General features: G+C 56.9%; 16 protein-coding genes. 4 read left to right on the top strand and 12 right to left on the bottom strand.

Translation table 11 applies throughout. The features are described from left to right. Positions 1–3: 3 nt before the first annotated feature. Together MWU51_RS11045 and MWU51_RS11040 are read right to left on the bottom strand one after the other, a co-directional pair. Positions 4–2,367 carry an ABC transporter permease gene (locus MWU51_RS11045; RefSeq protein WP_247037192.1) on the bottom strand — a complete coding sequence of 788 codons (2,364 nt, stop codon included), beginning with the start codon at positions 2,365–2,367 and terminating at the stop codon, positions 4–6. Then, entirely contained in the window at positions 2,364–3,071 is a 708-nt protein-coding gene (locus MWU51_RS11040) for an ABC transporter ATP-binding protein (RefSeq protein ID WP_247037190.1), read from the bottom strand. The genes MWU51_RS11045 and MWU51_RS11040 overlap by 4 nt, the downstream gene beginning before the upstream one ends. 103 nt (positions 3,072–3,174) lie before the next feature. Between MWU51_RS11040 and MWU51_RS11035 the strand changes: the two genes are divergently transcribed. Further along, positions 3,175–3,651, top strand: coding sequence for a MarR family transcriptional regulator (locus tag MWU51_RS11035; protein ID WP_247037189.1), 477 nt, complete (start codon positions 3,175–3,177; stop codon positions 3,649–3,651). 105 nt (positions 3,652–3,756) lie between these two features. Here MWU51_RS11035 and MWU51_RS11030 read toward each other — a convergent pair whose 3' ends face one another. The 9 genes from MWU51_RS11030 to fabA form a co-directional block, all read right to left on the bottom strand. After that, a complete protein-coding gene (locus tag MWU51_RS11030) occupies positions 3,757–4,995 on the bottom strand; it encodes a mandelate racemase/muconate lactonizing enzyme family protein (RefSeq protein WP_247037187.1) in 1,239 nt (412 codons plus the stop codon). A 9-nt stretch (positions 4,996–5,004) separates the two neighbouring features. Beyond that, positions 5,005–6,096 carry an alcohol dehydrogenase catalytic domain-containing protein gene (locus MWU51_RS11025; RefSeq protein ID WP_247037185.1) on the bottom strand — a complete coding sequence of 364 codons (1,092 nt, stop codon included), beginning with the start codon at positions 6,094–6,096 and terminating at the stop codon, positions 5,005–5,007. A gap of 98 nt (positions 6,097–6,194) precedes the next feature. Further along, the gene (gene pcaD / locus MWU51_RS11020) at positions 6,195–6,992 is read right to left on the bottom strand and encodes a 3-oxoadipate enol-lactonase (RefSeq protein WP_247037182.1); all 798 of its coding nucleotides are present in this window, start codon (positions 6,990–6,992) and stop codon (positions 6,195–6,197) included. Then, complete coding sequence (locus MWU51_RS11015; protein ID WP_247037180.1) at positions 6,989–8,218, bottom strand: endonuclease/exonuclease/phosphatase family protein; 1,230 nt, start codon at positions 8,216–8,218, stop codon at positions 6,989–6,991. The genes pcaD and MWU51_RS11015 overlap by 4 nt, the downstream gene beginning before the upstream one ends. A 12-nt stretch (positions 8,219–8,230) precedes the next feature. Next, complete coding sequence (locus MWU51_RS11010) at positions 8,231–9,202, bottom strand: threonine/serine dehydratase (protein WP_247037178.1); 972 nt, start codon at positions 9,200–9,202, stop codon at positions 8,231–8,233. After that, entirely contained in the window at positions 9,199–10,026 is an 828-nt protein-coding gene (locus tag MWU51_RS11005; RefSeq protein WP_247037177.1) for an alpha/beta hydrolase, read from the bottom strand. Before MWU51_RS11005 ends, MWU51_RS11010 begins: the two co-directional genes overlap by 4 nt. Positions 10,027–10,170: 144 nt before the next feature. Beyond that, complete coding sequence (locus MWU51_RS11000) at positions 10,171–10,959, bottom strand: enoyl-ACP reductase (RefSeq protein WP_247037176.1); 789 nt, start codon at positions 10,957–10,959, stop codon at positions 10,171–10,173. Between the two features lie 27 nt (positions 10,960–10,986). After that, complete coding sequence (gene fabB, locus MWU51_RS10995) at positions 10,987–12,216, bottom strand: beta-ketoacyl-ACP synthase I (RefSeq protein ID WP_247037175.1); 1,230 nt, start codon at positions 12,214–12,216, stop codon at positions 10,987–10,989. 62 nt (positions 12,217–12,278) lie between these two features. Continuing rightward, positions 12,279–12,788 (bottom strand): bifunctional 3-hydroxydecanoyl-ACP dehydratase/trans-2-decenoyl-ACP isomerase, encoded by a 510-nt coding sequence (gene fabA / locus MWU51_RS10990; protein ID WP_247037174.1) that lies wholly within the window; start codon positions 12,786–12,788, stop codon positions 12,279–12,281. A gap of 204 nt (positions 12,789–12,992) precedes the next feature. Between fabA and irrA the strand changes: the two genes are divergently transcribed. Then, positions 12,993–13,409, top strand: a complete 417-nt coding sequence (irrA, locus tag MWU51_RS10985; protein WP_247037173.1) for an iron response transcriptional regulator IrrA — start codon at positions 12,993–12,995, stop codon at positions 13,407–13,409. Positions 13,410–13,516: 107 nt separating this feature from the next. Continuing rightward, positions 13,517–14,464: a hypothetical protein gene (locus tag MWU51_RS10980; protein WP_247037172.1), complete on the top strand. Its 948-nt coding sequence runs from the start codon at positions 13,517–13,519 to the stop codon at positions 14,462–14,464. Here the strand turns inward: MWU51_RS10980 and MWU51_RS10975 are convergent. Further along, positions 14,418–14,624 (bottom strand): DUF6471 domain-containing protein, encoded by a 207-nt coding sequence (locus tag MWU51_RS10975; protein WP_247037170.1) that lies wholly within the window; start codon positions 14,622–14,624, stop codon positions 14,418–14,420. The genes MWU51_RS10980 and MWU51_RS10975 overlap by 47 nt on opposite strands. 103 nt (positions 14,625–14,727) lie before the next feature. Here MWU51_RS10975 and MWU51_RS10970 point away from each other — a divergent pair, with 103 nt between their 5' ends. Continuing rightward, complete coding sequence (locus tag MWU51_RS10970; RefSeq protein ID WP_247037168.1) at positions 14,728–15,690, top strand: IS1595 family transposase; 963 nt, start codon at positions 14,728–14,730, stop codon at positions 15,688–15,690. Positions 15,691–15,878: the final 188 nt, after the last annotated feature.

The raw sequence follows: 15,878 nt of genomic DNA, 5'->3' as shown, positions 1-15,878 counted from the left end.
TGGTCACTCTCTTGTTTTCAAAGCCGATACGAGATCTGCCCGGTCGATATCGCGTTTCACCAGCCAACCCGATGCAACAGCAGCCCCGATCACGACCATTGCTGCAAAGCCATAGCTTGCCGGATCGAAGATCGCGGGGATCTGATACAACTCACTGGAAAATCCGGCGGCGATGCCGAATGATAGATAGTAGCCCAGCAAGCTGCCGATCGGTAGGGCGACCAGCGTTACAATGGCCAATTCGCCTAGCAAGACAAACGCGGCTTCGCCTTTTGTAAAGCCTATAACACGTAGGCTAGCCAGATCGCGGGAGCGTTCGGCATAAGCGATGCGTGCGGCATTGTAGACAATTCCGAAGGTGATGACGAAGGCGATAGCCCCCATGACGTAGCGGATTGCACCTGCGCCTGTGTTCATCAGGGTTTGAAAGGCGATCTCAGCCTGTGTCTTCAGGCTGACACCCGCAACGGTCGGCATGTCTTGAAGGGCTGTGTAAATATCGGTGGCGCGTGCTTGATCAATGGATAGATACGCGCCCGATACACGGCTCGGTTCACGCAGAACCCGATTAAGTGTCGCAAGATCCATATAGGCAGGCGCCCCGAGCAAACTTTCGGCGACCGCGGTGACCGGGATGCGCAAGACAGGTTGCCGACCTTCGCGCACCTCGACGGTCAGGGAGTCACCAGGGCGGATATCAAGCTTATCTGCCAACGCCTTGGATAGAACAATGCCGCCACCCTCAAGTGGTATCTCGGCAAGGTCACTGTCGATCGCGCGGCTGAGGCGAGCATCCGGGGCAAGCCCGCTTATGACGCCCCGATGAGTTTCGAGCCTATTTCGAAGCACTACGGGCACGTGCCGTACGGGTTCGACCAACGTGATACCGGGCATACGACGCAATTCAAAGATCGTCGCTTCAGAAGCCGCATGTGTAAAGCTGACGGTCACGTCACTCCGATCTATCACGTTGAAGGTCAGGTCGATGGTTCGGTCAAAGCCCGCGTAAATCGTGATCATCGACAGACTTAGCGCCATACCGCAGGCAATACCGATCATTGCACCGGCCATACGACCCGGCTGCCGTGTGATGCGGCGCAATACCATCCGAGAAGGCTGATCCAGCCAGCGGTTCAGGGCGTGTCCTAACGTGCCCGTACGGCTGTAATCGGCAGGGGTTGGTGCACGCATAGCAGACGCAGGCGTAAGGGCAAAAACACTGCGCAAGACCAAAAGCCCACCTGCAGATGCCGACAGGATGCTTACACTGACGCCTGTCACAAACGATGCCGGATCAAGCTGGAATACAAGAAACGGGAACTTGAAATAGGCAACATAGACCTGAATCAACGCCCTTCCGCCCGCGATGCCCATCAGGCATCCTGCAAGTGCTCCACCGATTGCAATCGCCAGAACCAGCTTGAAGTAGTGCGCGCCAACTTCTCCGTTGGTATAGCCGAACGCCTTCATCAGCCCGATTTCTTCGCGCTCGGACTGCACCATGCGGTTGATAACGATGTAGAGCAGGAAGGCCGCAACAGCGAGGAAGATCGGCGGCACGCCGGTGGCCGCAGCTTCCAGCCCGCCGATTTCTTCGCTGACGAATGTGTTCGATGTCTGGTCTGCCAAGGGATAGGCACCTGTGCCGCCGAAGGGGTTCAGGATACGATCCACGGCGTCCTGAACAGCAGCTTCGTTTGCACCGCGTGACAGCGACAACAGCGCCTCGTTGAACGCGCCTTCCAAGTCATAAGCCGCGGCAAGCGCCGAGCGGCTCATCCAGATCACTCCGAAACGGGCGTCGTCCGGGATCAGCTCGCCGGGCGCAGTTGTATAGAGAAACTCGGGTGCTTGCGCGAGGCCTACAATCTGAAAGCTGCGACGTGCGCCATTCATGGTGGCGCTGATGCGATCGCCGGGGCTTAGTTTGTGGGCATGTGCAAAGGCTTGCAGCAAAAGAATTTCATCTGAATGGTCGCTATCAATCATCCGCCCATCTGTCAGGAACACGTCGTTAAGGCGTGGGCTGCGAAGATCGGGCAGTGACACGGCTTGTGCTTGCACCGGCAGGTCGAAATCAGGAAGGTCGATGAGAGCACCGCCAACGACGCGTGGTTCGACCGATCTGACGCCGTCTATGGCTGCCAACTGCAGAGCCATCCGATCTGGGGCGCGGGTTACAGGTGCAAAAACGTCGGCCAACCGATAGCGCTCGTAATACGCGGCGCGTGTTTCGTTCAACGACGTCACAAGCCCGGTCATCATCACAAGCATGCCTACGCCCACGGCGATTACCATGCCGATTGCGATGGCCTGCCCCTTCATACGCCACAAATCGCGTAGAAGCTTATGATCGAGAGGGCTCACCACTCGATCTCTTCAGGTGTCAACTTGGTTTTGTTCACAACGACTTCGCGAACATCACCATCGGCGAAATGGATGACCCGATCCGCCATCGCGGCCTGACTGGCTGCGTGGGTGACGATCAGCACGGTGGCGCCCAGCTTCTCGTTCACATCTTTCAATACGTTGAGCACCGCACGTCCAGTTGTGCTGTCAAGCGCACCGGTCGGTTCGTCGCAAAACAGCACAGTGGGGTTCTTTGCGACCGCCCGCGCGATGGCGACCCGCTGCTGTTCGCCACCGGACATTTGCGCCGGAAAATGGTCGATCCGCTCGCGCAACCCGACCATAGCCAGGGCTTCGACGGGGTTCATCGGATCGCGGGCGATCTCGGTGACAAGTTCGACGTTTTCTTGGGCGGTCAAACTGGGCATCAGGTTATAGAACTGAAAGACGAAGCCAACATGATCGCGCCGATAACGTGTCAATTGCTTATCGGTCATCTCTGAAAGGTCTTGATCTTGAAAGTATGCTTGTCCTTCCGTCGCGCGATCCAGACCACCGATAATGTTCAGAAGAGTGGATTTGCCGCTGCCCGAAGGGCCAAGAAGCACGACGATCTCACCTTCCGGGATATCCAGATCCACGCCACGCAACGCATGAACGGCAGAGCGACCCTCGCCATAGACCTTCGTTAGACCCTTGGTCGAAAAGGTATTCTTCCGCATGCAATATCTCGCGACTTAGGCGTTCAATTTAGACTGAACGTACTAGACAGATACGGCCTTCGCCGCTAACTTGTCAACAACGTGCGAATTGAGGAGACCTGACGTGAACAGGGTCGAACATGCAAATGCTGCAAAGACGGCACGGGCAGAATTCATCGAAAAAATCGGTGTGATCGCACAATCAGAAGGTTTGCCACGTATCGCCGGTCGCGTTTTGGCCATGCTGTTGTATGATGGCGAGCGGGTATCCTTCGGACAACTTGCCGATGCTTTGCAGGTTAGTCGGGGCAGCGTCAGTTCCAGTGTTCGGATGCTGGAAAGCCAGCAATTGATCAAACGTGTCGCCAAGCCGGGTGATCGTCAGGATTACTTTCAGGTCGTTGACAACGCTTTCGCCAACATGGTCGAAGCCGCTGCAACACGTGTGCGGCGTGCGGCAACGGATATTGAGGAATCACTGAGAGACATTCCTGCGTCCGAGGCCGGCCCACGCGCGCGGGTTGCCGATTACGCAGCCTATTATCGTGCGATGGGGGACGGTCTGGAAATGACTGCAAAGGCTTTGCGGAAAAGCAAATGATCCGGTTGTACTGGATTTTGGCCTGCATGCTGAAATCGCACGACCCACCGATGAACCGACTTGCAGGTCGGCGGGGTGAGCGTGCAATCCCTGCAAGGATCGACATCAGTCTTTTCGCGCAGGTGCACCGCCTTCAAAGCAGTTTTCTTCTGTGTAACTGCACGGCCCTTCTTGCGGTTCAAGATGCAAACCGTCGCCGGTATAGGGATGCGCGCGCATCAAGTCTTCGTCAGGTTCGATCCCAAGCCCCGGCGCGTCTGGTGGGATGACAAAACCCTGTTCCCAACGCAGCGTGTGACCGATCAAGGCAAGGTGGAAGTCACCCCCCTGTTCGATGGTCTCAATCATCAGAAGGTTGGGAATCGAGGTGCCGAGATGGATATTCGCGGCCCATTCGATGGGCCCGGCGTAAAGGTGTGGGGCGATAAGGGCGTTGTGCACTTCGGCGATGGCGGCGATTTTCTTGGCTTCCCAAATACCGCCGACACGGCCAAGAGCGGGTTGCAGGATGGACGCCGCGCCTTGGCGAAGAACCTCTGCAAATTCGGCCTTTGTGGTCAGGCGCTCACCCGTCGCCACGGGGACCGGGCTGGTGCGGGCCACCTTTGCCATTTCTGCGATGCTGTCGGGTGGGACTGGCTCTTCAAACCACAGCGGAGAAAAAGGTGCGATGGCTTGCGCCATGCGGATCGCGCCGCCTGTGGTGAACTGCCCATGGGTGCCGAACAGAAGGTCTGCCTTGTCTCCAACCGCCTCGCGGATGGCTGCACAGAACTCGACCGAACGCGTGATATCGCGCATTGCGGGCATGTGACCTGAATGGATTGTATAGGGTCCGGCAGGATCGAATTTCAGCGCTGTAAACCCTTGGGCCACGCGGGTCGCTGCGGCTTCGGCAGCCATTTCAGGTGAAGTCCAGAAGGCTGGCAAAGGGTGGCCGGGATCAGGATAGAGATAGGTGTATGATCGCAGGCGGTCGTTCATCTTACCGCCCAGAAGCGCCCAAACCGGCCGCCCCCGCGCTTTGCCCAGAATGTCCCAGCACGCAATTTCAAGGCCCGAGAAAGCCCCCATCACAGTTGGGTCGGGGCGCTGGGTAAACCCGGCGGAATACGCGCGGCGGAACATCAGCTCGATGTTCTCAGGGTTTTCGCCCTGCATATGGCGGACAAAGACATCCTCGATGACAGCGCGCATGGTGGTGGGGCCAACAGCGGCGGCATAGACTTCGCCCCATCCCACAACCCCGTCATCGGAGGTCAGCTTGACGAAGATCCAATAGCGCCCACCCCAACCCGGCGCGGGTGGTGCGACCACGAAGATTTCCAGATCTTGCAGGCGCATTACGACCTCCTAGCTGTGATCAAAGATGATGACATTGCGACGGGCCGTACCAGATTTGGTGTCGGCGATCGCTTCGTTGATCTGATCCAGACGCCAGCGGCCTGAAATCAACTCGTCCAGCTTCAAGCGTCCCTGTTGATACAGGTCAATCATCCATGGGATGTCGCGTTGGATTACAACATCGCCCATCTTGCTGCCCACCATGCCCTGACCAAGGGCTGCCAAGATCACGGGTTCATAGTGGGACAGACCGCCTGAGTGGGGCATTCCGACCATCACCACCTTGCCACCGGGAGCAAGGTAACGCGGGGCGGCGTCGTACGCCGGAATCGCACCAACTGTAACAAGCACCGCATCCGCTCCGCGCCCCGCTGCCCTGAAGGCCGATTTCCATGGCGCGTCCGTAGTGGCCAGAACTCCGTCGGTCGCGCCGAACTCAATCGCAGCTTCCAGTTTATCCTGGCTCATGTCGACGGCGATAATGCGTGATGCCCCGGCAATGCGCGCGCCCTGAATGGCGTTCAGCCCGACGCCGCCAGCGCCGATCACCACAACAACTTCGCCGGGACGAATATTGGCGGCATTCACGGCTGCGCCAACGCCAGTGATCACACCACAGGCCAGAAGCGACGCGACGTCCATCGCTATATCGTCGGGTATCCGAACCACTTGGCTTTGTTCCACAACCACACGCTCGGCAAATCCCCCCGTGGCCATGGCCTGATGCAACTTGCCACCGTTCTGCGTCTTGATCGGTCCCTGATCGCCGTCATAGGGCGTTTCGCAAGTGACGGGCGACCCCGACGCACAACTGGGGCAGGATTGACAGGCGCGGATCAAGGTCACAACGACCGGGTCACCGACGGACAAACCCCGGACGCGATCACCCAATCCGGTGATGCGCCCTGCAGCTTCGTGACCATAGACGGCGGGCAAAGAGCCGCCCCAATCGCCCTGCATATAGGAAATGTCGCTGTGGCAGATTGCGACGGCATCCAGCGTCACCTCGACCTCGCTGCCCTCGGGAGAGCGGATCGAGATATCCTCGACCACAAGAGGGTCGCCAAACGCGTGACAGACAGCGGCTTTGATTGTGTCCATCAGGACCTCCTACATATGCTGTTGAGCATCGTGGCGCAAATCAAGGGTGATTGCCAAGCGTGAATACCTGGCCTTGAAAAGACAAATGGTGCAGTGGGTCAACGATGGCCGATACTGACCAAAAACGAGGACAGAATTTCGGTGAATTCATCTGGATTTTCGACTGGTGGCATGTGACCTGCACCCCGGATCAGATGGAACTGGGCACCGGGGATCAATCCGGCGGTTTCACGCACCAGATCGGCGGGGGTCGAACCGTCTTCCGACCCTGCGATGACCAGCGTGGGCAGGCGCAGGCGGACGGTGCTTTCGTAAAGATCGGTATTGGCAATGGCCTCCATGCACCCAAGGTATCCGGCAATTGGTGTGGCGTGCATGCGGGCGCGGGCGACGTTCACGACCTCAGGATGGTCCCGATGGGTTGCGCGAGAAAACCAGCGCTGCATCGTGGCCTCGACCATCGTGTCGAACCCTCCGTCACGCACCGCTTTGATCCGGTCCTCCCAGATCGAGGGCGTGCCGATTTTGGCCGCCGTGTTGGACATCACCAGACCGCGCACCAGGTCCAGCCGTTCTGCAGCCAACCCTTGCGCGATGATACCGCCAATGGACAACCCGACAACGACGCAATCCTTTACGCCCAGCCGATCCAGACAACGCGCAGCATCGCCGACAAGATCGCCCATCGGATACGGGCCTTCGGGACAGGGGCTTTTGCCATGGCCGCGCATATCCATGCGGATCAGGCGCAGACTTTGCGGCAGCTTCGCCACCACTGCGTCCCACATGGTGAGATCCGATCCAAGAGCATGCGCAAAGACCACGGCGGGACCAGTCACAGAACCGCTTTCGACGGCATGCAGGGTCAGGCCATTGTCATCGGGAATGATGATCATCCGCGTTTTTTGTCCTCGTCTCTGCGCTCCTCTTCGCGAAGCGTTAGATAGGCCATGATCTGCCCGTGATCGGACGCCAGCTTGTTGTATGGCGCCTCTGGATGTGAGCCATCAGTGATATGGTCGTTCAACACACTGAAATATGTCATGTCTGCGATGCGCTCGGCGTTGTCGGGGTGGAAATGACGGCTGAGGTAGATTTGGTCGATACTCTCAAATACCCCGGCAAAGGCAGACGTATAGACCATGTCGCGCAAGGATTTGCGCACGAACAGTTTTTCGGCCGAATGCAGGCGAACCGATTCGACCGCGCGAGTGATCTGGATGCTTTCCTCTTTGGAGTAACGATCACGGTCAGAATCCGCGTCATGTCGCAACATCCACGCGTAGTTCTTGAACGGCACTTCGCCCGAGATGATTTCCGAGCTGACCGCGTGTTCGCCATCATTGAAATCCCCCAGAACCACGACAGGGTTGTTCTGGCGCAGCTCTTCGACAATGAAACTGCGCAGAACCCAGGCTTCGGCCATGCGGCGCATGGCGGCGCGGGCGGCCCCAAGGGCGCGTCCCACCGGGTCATAGTTGGTCAGGTCCTCCTCAGGCGCAAATTCCGCACCAGCTGGGCGGATATATTCGCCCAGTTTTGATTTCAGGTGGCAATTGAATACGGTGATCACCTTGTCGCCGATGGGAATGCGCGCACGCAGGATGGGGCGTGACAGTCGCTTAAGGGTATAGTGCCCAGCCTCACCCTCAAGCCCGCGAAGGGCGGTGAAGGGGATGGTCAGAGGCTCGGGCAAATCCTGAATGACCTGCGGTGGTTCGGCGAACCCGAAGCGCGACAGGATCGCCACGCCGGGTCTGCGCTGACCGGGACCTTCATCGGCGGCATTGGGCGCAAAGGCCAAATGATCCATGTCCCATGGCCGGATCGCCAGTTTGCGAAAGATCGCCTTGCGGTGATAACCCTTGCTTTTGTCAGGGATCGTCGCCGCGTTCAGCGCAGCGGTACGTTTGTTCGCCTCGCCAATCACATCGCGCAGGGCATCTTCTTCAAAAATCTCCTGAAACCCGATGATGTCGGCATCCAAGGCCATGAGTTGATCCGCCATCCAGTCTCGTTTCCACGCGTATTCTTCGGGTGTGTAGCGCTGAAACTCGTAATATTCCTGATCCGGCCCGATCAGGTTCTTTACGTTGAACGAGGCGATTGTGAAATCTGTCATGTGGTCCTCCGATCAGGCGTAACGGGTCAATGCATCGGCAAAGACTGGTCCGTCAACATTACCGCCCGATACGACTGCGATGACGGTATCACTGTCGATCTGTTCGGCGTGGAAAAGAGCAGCCGCCAGAGCCACCGCCGCGCCGGGCTCAACGACGATCTTCAGGCAGTTGAATGCGGCGGCCATGGAGTGCAGGCACTCGGCTTCCTGCACTACCAATCCGGGGCTGCACAGGCGCTTCAAGATAGGGAATGTCAATTCGCCCGGTGATGGGGTGATGATTGCATCACAGATCGACCCCGACAAGCGCGCGTTGCGTTCAATCTTGCCAGATGCCAGCGACCGGGCGACATCGTCAAACCCTTCAGGCTCGACCGGGATGGCCCGAAAATCGGGTGCCTCTGCTTCCAACGCAAGCGCGATGCCCGCAGTCAGCCCACCCCCGCCGCAGGGCACCAGCACCGACGCCGCGTCAACACCCGCCGCCCGTGCCTCTCGGGCAATCTCAAGCCCCACCGTGCCTTGTCCGGCAATCACATCGTAATTGTCAAACGGCTTGATCAGGGTCAGTCCCCGATCCGAAGCGATCTTTGCACCGATCTGGTCTCGATCTTCACTGACGCGATCATACAACACGACTTCGCCCCCGAGTGCGTGGGTGTTGTCGATCTTCTGGCGGGGGGCGTCTGAAGGCATGACAATGACTGAGGGTGCACCGACGGCTGTGGCTGCCATTGCGATCCCTTGCGCATGGTTGCCGGATGAGAAGGCGATCACACCCTGCTTGCGCTGCGCGTCCGTCAGTTTCGAGATCGCATTCCATGCGCCACGAAACTTGAAACTTCCTGTGTGTTGCAGGCATTCGGGCTTTACAAAAACCCGCTTGCCGGCGATGTCGTCCAGAAAGGACGAGGTGAGCAGAGGTGTGCGGTGCACATACCCCTCAAGGCAGATGTCGGCGGCTCGAATATCGTCAATTTTCATCGCAAGTCCTCTAGCCACTTGTGGATTGTTTCCAATGCTTCGGGTTCGTCCAGAAACGGAACGTGACCACGATCCGCAACCCGACCATAGCGAAGGTCAGGGTTGCCTTGCCGCATCTCTTCGACAGTCGCATCGGTCAGGATGTCCGAGTTTTCGCCGTGGACTAGCGCCACAGGGAGGTCGTGCAGCGCGTCAAAATAGGGCCATAGATCGGGTGCAGGTTGTGCGCCTGCTTCCAGAACAGCCTCGCGCAGGGCCGGATCGTATCGGTTTTTCAACCCGGTTTCGGTTTGCGAATACAGGTGGCGCACCTCGGCGTCCCAGCGCCCGGATGGGACATTGCGAAAGCCTGATGCCTCCATAATCTGCGCGCGGGCGTTGGCGGCGTCTTTGTAGAACCGGGCAGAGGGCTGCCGTCCCAGGAATCCCTTGATGTAATCCAGTCCGCGCGGGTCAATTACCGGGCCAATATCATTCAGACACGCCCCCAGAAGTCGGTCTTTCGCAGCCACCGCAATCCCCATCGCGATCAGGCCTCCGCGTGATGTGCCAAGGATGGCAGCACGATCAATGCCCAGATGATCAAGCAGCATCAGCGCGTCATCGGCCTCTTGCGGGACGGTATAGGTCTGATACGGCCCCCAATCCGACGCACCGCGGCCGCGATAGTCCATACGGATCAAGCGAACACCTGACAGATGCGGAGCAACGAAGTTGAAATCGTCTGAATTGCGGGTCAGCCCGGATAGTGCCAGAACCGGCAGCCCTTCGCCTTCATCCCGATAGGCCAGCGTCAGACCATCCCGTGCGATAAAGTTTTCCATACCTGTTCCTCGCCGCAATCTGCTTGCGCCAGTAAGCACCGGTTGGGGAAGGGGTGCAAGCAGAAGGCAGGGTCGCGTTCAAACCAGAACACCCGCCCAACTGGACGGGTGTTCTTCAAGCTCAGTATCTGATGATTTGCGTTGTTAAAGGTTCTCAGGCTGGGGCATGCCCAGAACATGGAACCCACAATCAACCGTGATGATCTCGCCGGTTGTACAGGCGCCGTATTCAGACGCCAGATAAACGGCCGTGCCCCCGATGCTTTCCAAGGTCGCATTCTGACGCATGGGCGAATTGGCTTCTGTGTGCCGGAAGGTCTTGCGCGCCCCACCAATTGCTGCCCCTGCCAGAGTTTTCATCGGGCCGGGTGATATGGCGTTCACACGGATACCGTCGGGGCCAAGGTCGTTGGCAAGATAGCGCACCGAGGCTTCCAGCGCGGCCTTCGCGACTCCCATCACGTTATAGAAGGGCGTTACACGGTTCGATCCGCCGTAAGTCAGGGTCAGGATGGTCCCGCCTTCGGCCATCTTGGGTGCGGCGCGGCGCGCAACCTCGATCAAGGAATAGCAGCTGATATCCATCGAATTCTTGAAATTTGCCCGGCTGGTGTCGACAAATCGGCCCGTCAGCTCGTTCTTGTCGGAATAGGCAATGGCGTGCACCAAAAAATCGATGCTGTCCCACTTGGACCAAAGTGCATCAAACCCCTTGTCCAACGCCTCATCATTGGTCACATCCATATCGACCAGAAGATCGGACCCAATGGAAGCTGCCAGCGGCTGAACACGTTGTCCGAACGCGTCGCCCTGGTAAGAAAACGCAAGCTCTGCGCCTTCATTTGCCATCGCCTGCGCTATGCCCCACGCGATGGACCGGTTGTTGGCAACCCCCATGATGAGGCCACGTTTTCCTTGCATCAGCCCTGCCATGTCAGTTCCTCGGTCTTGTTTCAAACATCAGTCGCGGTATTTGCTCAGAAGCATCGAGCCATTGGTCCCGCCGAACCCGAAACTGTTAGTCATCACCGTGTCCAGCCCAGCGTTCTCGATCAGTGTGGTTGCGATCTCGCCCTCGCTGATTTCCGGATCAAGGGTCTCAACGTTGATCGATGGGGTGATAAAGTCATGTTCCAACATCAGCAGGCAATAGACAGCCTCTTGTGCGCCGGTGGCACCTTGACTGTGCCCGGTCATCGACTTGGTCGAGCTAATTGGCGGGGTTGTCCCCTGGCCAAAGACGCGCCGCACGGCTTCAACTTCTCCGACATCACCCACGGGGGTCGAGGTGCCATGCGCGTTGATATATCCCACTTTTCGATCATCGGGCAGGGACTGTAGCGCCAGTCGCATTGCCCGTTCGCCGCCTTCGCCCGACGGGGCCACCATGTCGTGGCCGTCTGATGTGGCGCCATAGCCGGTAACCTCTGCATAGATTTTTGCGCCGCGCGCCTTGGCGTGGTCCAGATCCTCCAGAACCAAAATCGCGCCACCACCACCAATGACGAACCCATCGCGATCGGCATCAAACGCGCGCGAGGCTTTTTCCGGCGTGTCATTGTATTTCGACGACATCGCACCCATCGCGTCAAACAGGCAGGACAGAGTCCAGTCCAGCTCTTCGCCGCCGCCCGCGAACATCACGTCCTGCTTGCCCATCATGATCTGCTCGGCCGCATTGCCGATGCAGTGCAGGCTGGTCGAACAGGCTGAGGTGATGGAATAGTTGATCCCTTTGATTTTGAATGCGGTCGCAAGGTTCGCGGAAATGGTCGAGCCCATGCATTTGGGCACAGCAAATGGTCCGATCCGCTTGGTCGCACCGGTTTTCAGCGCCGTCTGGTGGGCTGCAAACATCGCGCTGGTCGATGGGCCGCCAGAACCGGCGACAAGCCCCGTGCGCGGGTTGACCACGTCATCTTCGCCAAGGCCTGCATCGGCAATCGCCTGCGTCATCGCGATATGTGCATAAGCCGCACCAGGCCCCATGAACCGAAGGGCACGCTTGTCCACATGAGCGGCGATGTCGATATCGGGCATCCCGGCGATCTGGCTGCGGAACCCATGGTCGATCATATCCTGATTGGCGGTAATGCCGGATTTGCCAGCCTTGAGCGAGGCCAGAACCTCGTCCTTGTTGTTCCCGATGGCCGAGACAATGCCCAGACCGGTAACGACGACACGACGCATATGCGCACTCCTTCGCGTGGTGGTGCCGGCTCGTGCCCGGCACCTCTAACCCTGTTGTCCCGTCAGCTTTCCGACAAGGCGACTTTCATATCCTTAACCTGATAGATCACTTCTCCATCAGCTTCCACAATCCCGTCAGCAACCCCCATGGTCAACCGCCGGGTCTGCACGGCTTTGGTGAAATCAATCTTGTAGGTCAGCATCTTGCGATCCGGGCGTACCATGCCGGTCAGTTTGACCTCGCCCACACCAAGCGCGTAGCCACGCCCCAGCCAGCCGCGCCAACCTAGGTTGAATCCTGTCAATTGCCACAAGCCATCAAGCCCAAGACAGCCGGGCATGATCGGGTTGCCGGGAAAATGACAGTCAAAGAACCAAAGGTCGGGTGTGATGTCGAACTCGGCGATGACATGGCCCTTGCCATGTTCGCCTCCGTCACCCGAAATGTCGGTGATGCGGTCCATCATCAACATAGGCGGGGCCGGAAGCTGCGCATTACCGGGACCAAATAAGTCACCCCGCGCACATTTCAGAAGATCTTCCTTGTCGAAACTCGTCGGATAATCCGCCATTCCCTCCGCCCCATATCTTGTGCTTTCCTTCCCTTCACCCTCTATCACCCGGCCCAAGCCGGACGCAAGGGCGAGCGAAAGGGGTAATCCAGCAAAGCGCGGCAGCTCAGCCACACTGGTGGGACAGAAAATATTGGTACTTTGGTGCCTCAGGCCCTATATTCAATAAGCACTTTCGATCGCAGCGGATGAGACAACGACCTGATGAACCAAAACGGCGACACAACAGAAGCGACATGGCTGGCAAGTGCAGGTTTGCGCCCGACCCGGCAACGGCTTGCTTTGGCACAGCTGCTGATTGGTGACGGTCAGCATCGCCACGTGACGGCGGAAAGCCTGTATGAGGCGTCGCGAGATAGCGATGAACGGGTCTCACTTGCGACAGTTTATAACACGCTCCGCATATTTTCAGATGCGGGGCTTTTGCGCGAAATTACCGTGAACGGCGCACGCAGCTATTTCGACACCAACGTCACCAATCACCCGCATTTTTTCTGGGAAGACACCGAAGAACTGATGGATGCGCCGGATGAAGATCTGAAAATCGCTCAATTGCCTACGGCGCCTAAAGGGACCGAAATCGCAAAGGTCGATGTGGTGATCCGGTTGCGCCGGAAATAGCGCATACCTGTTTCTTCTGGCTGAAAATATCCGGCCTTATGTATCAAACGCACCAAGCGGGTTCGAAATGACTCCCGTAAAGGTTGAGGGTGTGCAATTCTCCGAGAATGACAGAGATTCGTGTTCCGCTTTCAATAGTTTACGAGACAAATATCCCGACGCCCATTGGGGATGTGATTGCTGCGCTCAAGGCAGCAGATGCAATCTCTTCCGAAGCCATCGCACTGCTGCCAAGCTTGATAGACGGCTTGCAAATCGAAGAATGTTCGCTAAATGTTCACTCTCTTACGGAAGGGTCTCTCAAGGAAGCGCTCTTTCTGGCGCTATTGATAACTTATCAGGGCGACTTAGCAGAGGAGGTTCCGCCATTGCTTGAAGACCTCTTCAAACTAACAGTTAGCGACAAATACGATACCATCGTAACGGTTGTGTTTTTGACCGTGCTTTTTTACGGCACTGGAATAGCTATCGACATGGCAAAGAAGGCACTCACTGATAGCCTTCCGCGTCAGAAGCTAAATGAATTGATAGATCTTTTGGCGCTCGAAACTGGCAAATCATCCTCCGACATACGAAAAATCGTAGAGGCTAAGTTTCAAAAGCCAGCGGCAGTAAAACGCTTGGTTCGAGAGTCGAAACGCTTCTTCCTGCCCAGTCAAAAAGATGGGAACGCACCAATCTTGCTTGACAGAGACCGCATTCCAGAAGCCACAGTCGGAGAGGTTCCATATCCTAGGGATAGCGATAAAGATCAGGATTTTGACCGCTATACGCCTCATGAAAACGTCACTCTCGAAATTCATGCCCAAGACAAAGACAAGAGTGCTGTAGGGTGGGCCGCAATAGCAGACGGGATTTCGGATAGACGCTTGAAAGTCAGAATCGTTGAACCAGTTCAACCAAGCGATTTATGGCAACAAGATCAAATTACCGCCGATGTAGTTGTCGTTTCCAAGTTGACTTCGGACGGCTACACGCCATCCGAAATTCAGATAACCGCAGTGCATCCTACAGCCGAAGCTCATTCTGACCAATCGCCACTAGAGACTGAATAAGAAACGCCGCACTGAACTTGCCGCGCGACAGCTTGTTGCGGATATTCACTTCTTTTTCGCCAATACGTTCTGCAAGTTCAGCGTAGGTTATGCCAGCTCGTTTCAATTCTGCCTTTAGAAGGTTAGCAGCCTTAGATTCCCACTCATTTTGCTCAGCCATGTAACACCTACATAAATAAAAGTACCATAATCATTACATAAGGTATTGTGTGCGATACGTCTATGTACTATATTCATTACATAGGTAATGGATAAGATACAAAATGGCACAGCACTTTCTTCTTTCAGCGGCGTCCCGCACACTTAGCCTTCGCAGCATCTACAAAGCTGGCGAAGATGCTGCGTATGCGACGTTCTGCCAGATGCGCTGGCCTGAGACGAATGGCGAAGCTGTTTGCCCATGCTGCGGCTATGACGAGGCGTACAAGATCGCCACGCGCCGCAAATTCAAGTGTAAGGCGTGTCACCACCAGTTCAGCGTGACCAGCGGCACAATCTTTGCGTCGCGGAAAATGGATTTTGTGGACCTGCTGGCCGCGATCTGCATCATGGTGAATGCTTCCAAAGGTGTGAGCATGGTTCAACTCAGCCGTGATCTGGACTGCCAGTACAAGACAGCCTTCGTTCTAGCCCACAAGTTGCGCGAAGCAATGGCGCTGGAAGTCCACACGGGCGAAGTGCTGGAAGGCCATGTTGAGATTGATGGCGCATACTTTGGTGGTCATATCCGCCCTGAGAACGCCAAAAAAGACCGTAAGGATCGCCGCTTGAAACGCCACCAGACAGGCAAGCGCCGCGTCGTGATCGCCATGCGTGAGCGTGAGGGCCGCACACTGCCTTTCGTAGGCCAGTCCGAGGCAGAAGGCGTTGCGCTGGCAAATGAGAACGTTTCGCGTATGTCCACTATGTCAGCGGATGAAGCCAGCCATTGGGACTTGCTGCACATCGGGTACCATGTTGGCCGCGTGAACCATTCCGAGATTTACAGCGACCACGGCAAGCATACCAATATGGTTGAAAGCTTTTTTAGCCGCTTGCGTAACATGGTGTCAGGCCAGCACCATCACGTGTCGCCTCAGTACCTTTACCAGTATGCGAACCACGCTGCGTGGCTGGAAGATAATCGCCGTACAGACAATGGAACGCTGGCCCAAATCGTAACATCTAACGCGATGGGTTCGCCGGTGTCGCGTAGTTGGAAGGGCTATTGGCAGCGGTCGGCTTGAACCCAACTACAAAATGTAGGGTGAAAGGGCTGGACTCAACCACGCACGATTCGGTAAAAGAAAAACGCCTGAACCGTTGGAGCGGCTCAGGCGTAAATGAAACCACCGTTGGCCGGTGGAAGTTTGAGAATTCTCACTGGGTTTTTACCCATATGTGGAATCACAAGTCAAGTCGGCCAACACATCGC

This window comes from Aliiroseovarius sp. F47248L (genome assembly GCF_023016085.1).
Lineage (GTDB): Bacteria > Pseudomonadota > Alphaproteobacteria > Rhodobacterales > Rhodobacteraceae > Aliiroseovarius.
Note: the sequence above shows the minus strand (reverse complement) of the source record. Positions and strands in the feature narration are given on the sequence as shown.

Excerpts from the sequence above, each read along its gene's own strand:
- MWU51_RS10980 (WP_247037172.1), top strand. The coding sequence starts at position 13,517 with ATGACAGAGATTCGTGTTCCGCTTTCAATAGTTTACGAGACAAATATC.
- MWU51_RS10975 (WP_247037170.1), bottom strand. The coding sequence starts at position 14,624 with ATGGCTGAGCAAAATGAGTGGGAATCTAAGGCTGCTAACCTTCTAAAG.
- MWU51_RS10970 (WP_247037168.1), top strand. The coding sequence starts at position 14,728 with ATGGCACAGCACTTTCTTCTTTCAGCGGCGTCCCGCACACTTAGCCTT.
- MWU51_RS11025 (WP_247037185.1), bottom strand. The coding sequence starts at position 6,096 with ATGGACACAATCAAAGCCGCTGTCTGTCACGCGTTTGGCGACCCTCTT.
- MWU51_RS11040 (WP_247037190.1), bottom strand. The coding sequence starts at position 3,071 with ATGCGGAAGAATACCTTTTCGACCAAGGGTCTAACGAAGGTCTATGGC.
- pcaD (WP_247037182.1), bottom strand. The coding sequence starts at position 6,992 with ATGATCATCATTCCCGATGACAATGGCCTGACCCTGCATGCCGTCGAA.
- MWU51_RS11030 (WP_247037187.1), bottom strand. The coding sequence starts at position 4,995 with ATGCGCCTGCAAGATCTGGAAATCTTCGTGGTCGCACCACCCGCGCCG.
- MWU51_RS11010 (WP_247037178.1), bottom strand. The coding sequence starts at position 9,202 with ATGAAAATTGACGATATTCGAGCCGCCGACATCTGCCTTGAGGGGTAT.
- irrA (WP_247037173.1), top strand. The coding sequence starts at position 12,993 with ATGAACCAAAACGGCGACACAACAGAAGCGACATGGCTGGCAAGTGCA.
- MWU51_RS11015 (WP_247037180.1), bottom strand. The coding sequence starts at position 8,218 with ATGACAGATTTCACAATCGCCTCGTTCAACGTAAAGAACCTGATCGGG.
- fabA (WP_247037174.1), bottom strand. The coding sequence starts at position 12,788 with ATGGCGGATTATCCGACGAGTTTCGACAAGGAAGATCTTCTGAAATGT.
- MWU51_RS11000 (WP_247037176.1), bottom strand. The coding sequence starts at position 10,959 with ATGGCAGGGCTGATGCAAGGAAAACGTGGCCTCATCATGGGGGTTGCC.
- fabB (WP_247037175.1), bottom strand. The coding sequence starts at position 12,216 with ATGCGTCGTGTCGTCGTTACCGGTCTGGGCATTGTCTCGGCCATCGGG.
- MWU51_RS11005 (WP_247037177.1), bottom strand. The coding sequence starts at position 10,026 with ATGGAAAACTTTATCGCACGGGATGGTCTGACGCTGGCCTATCGGGAT.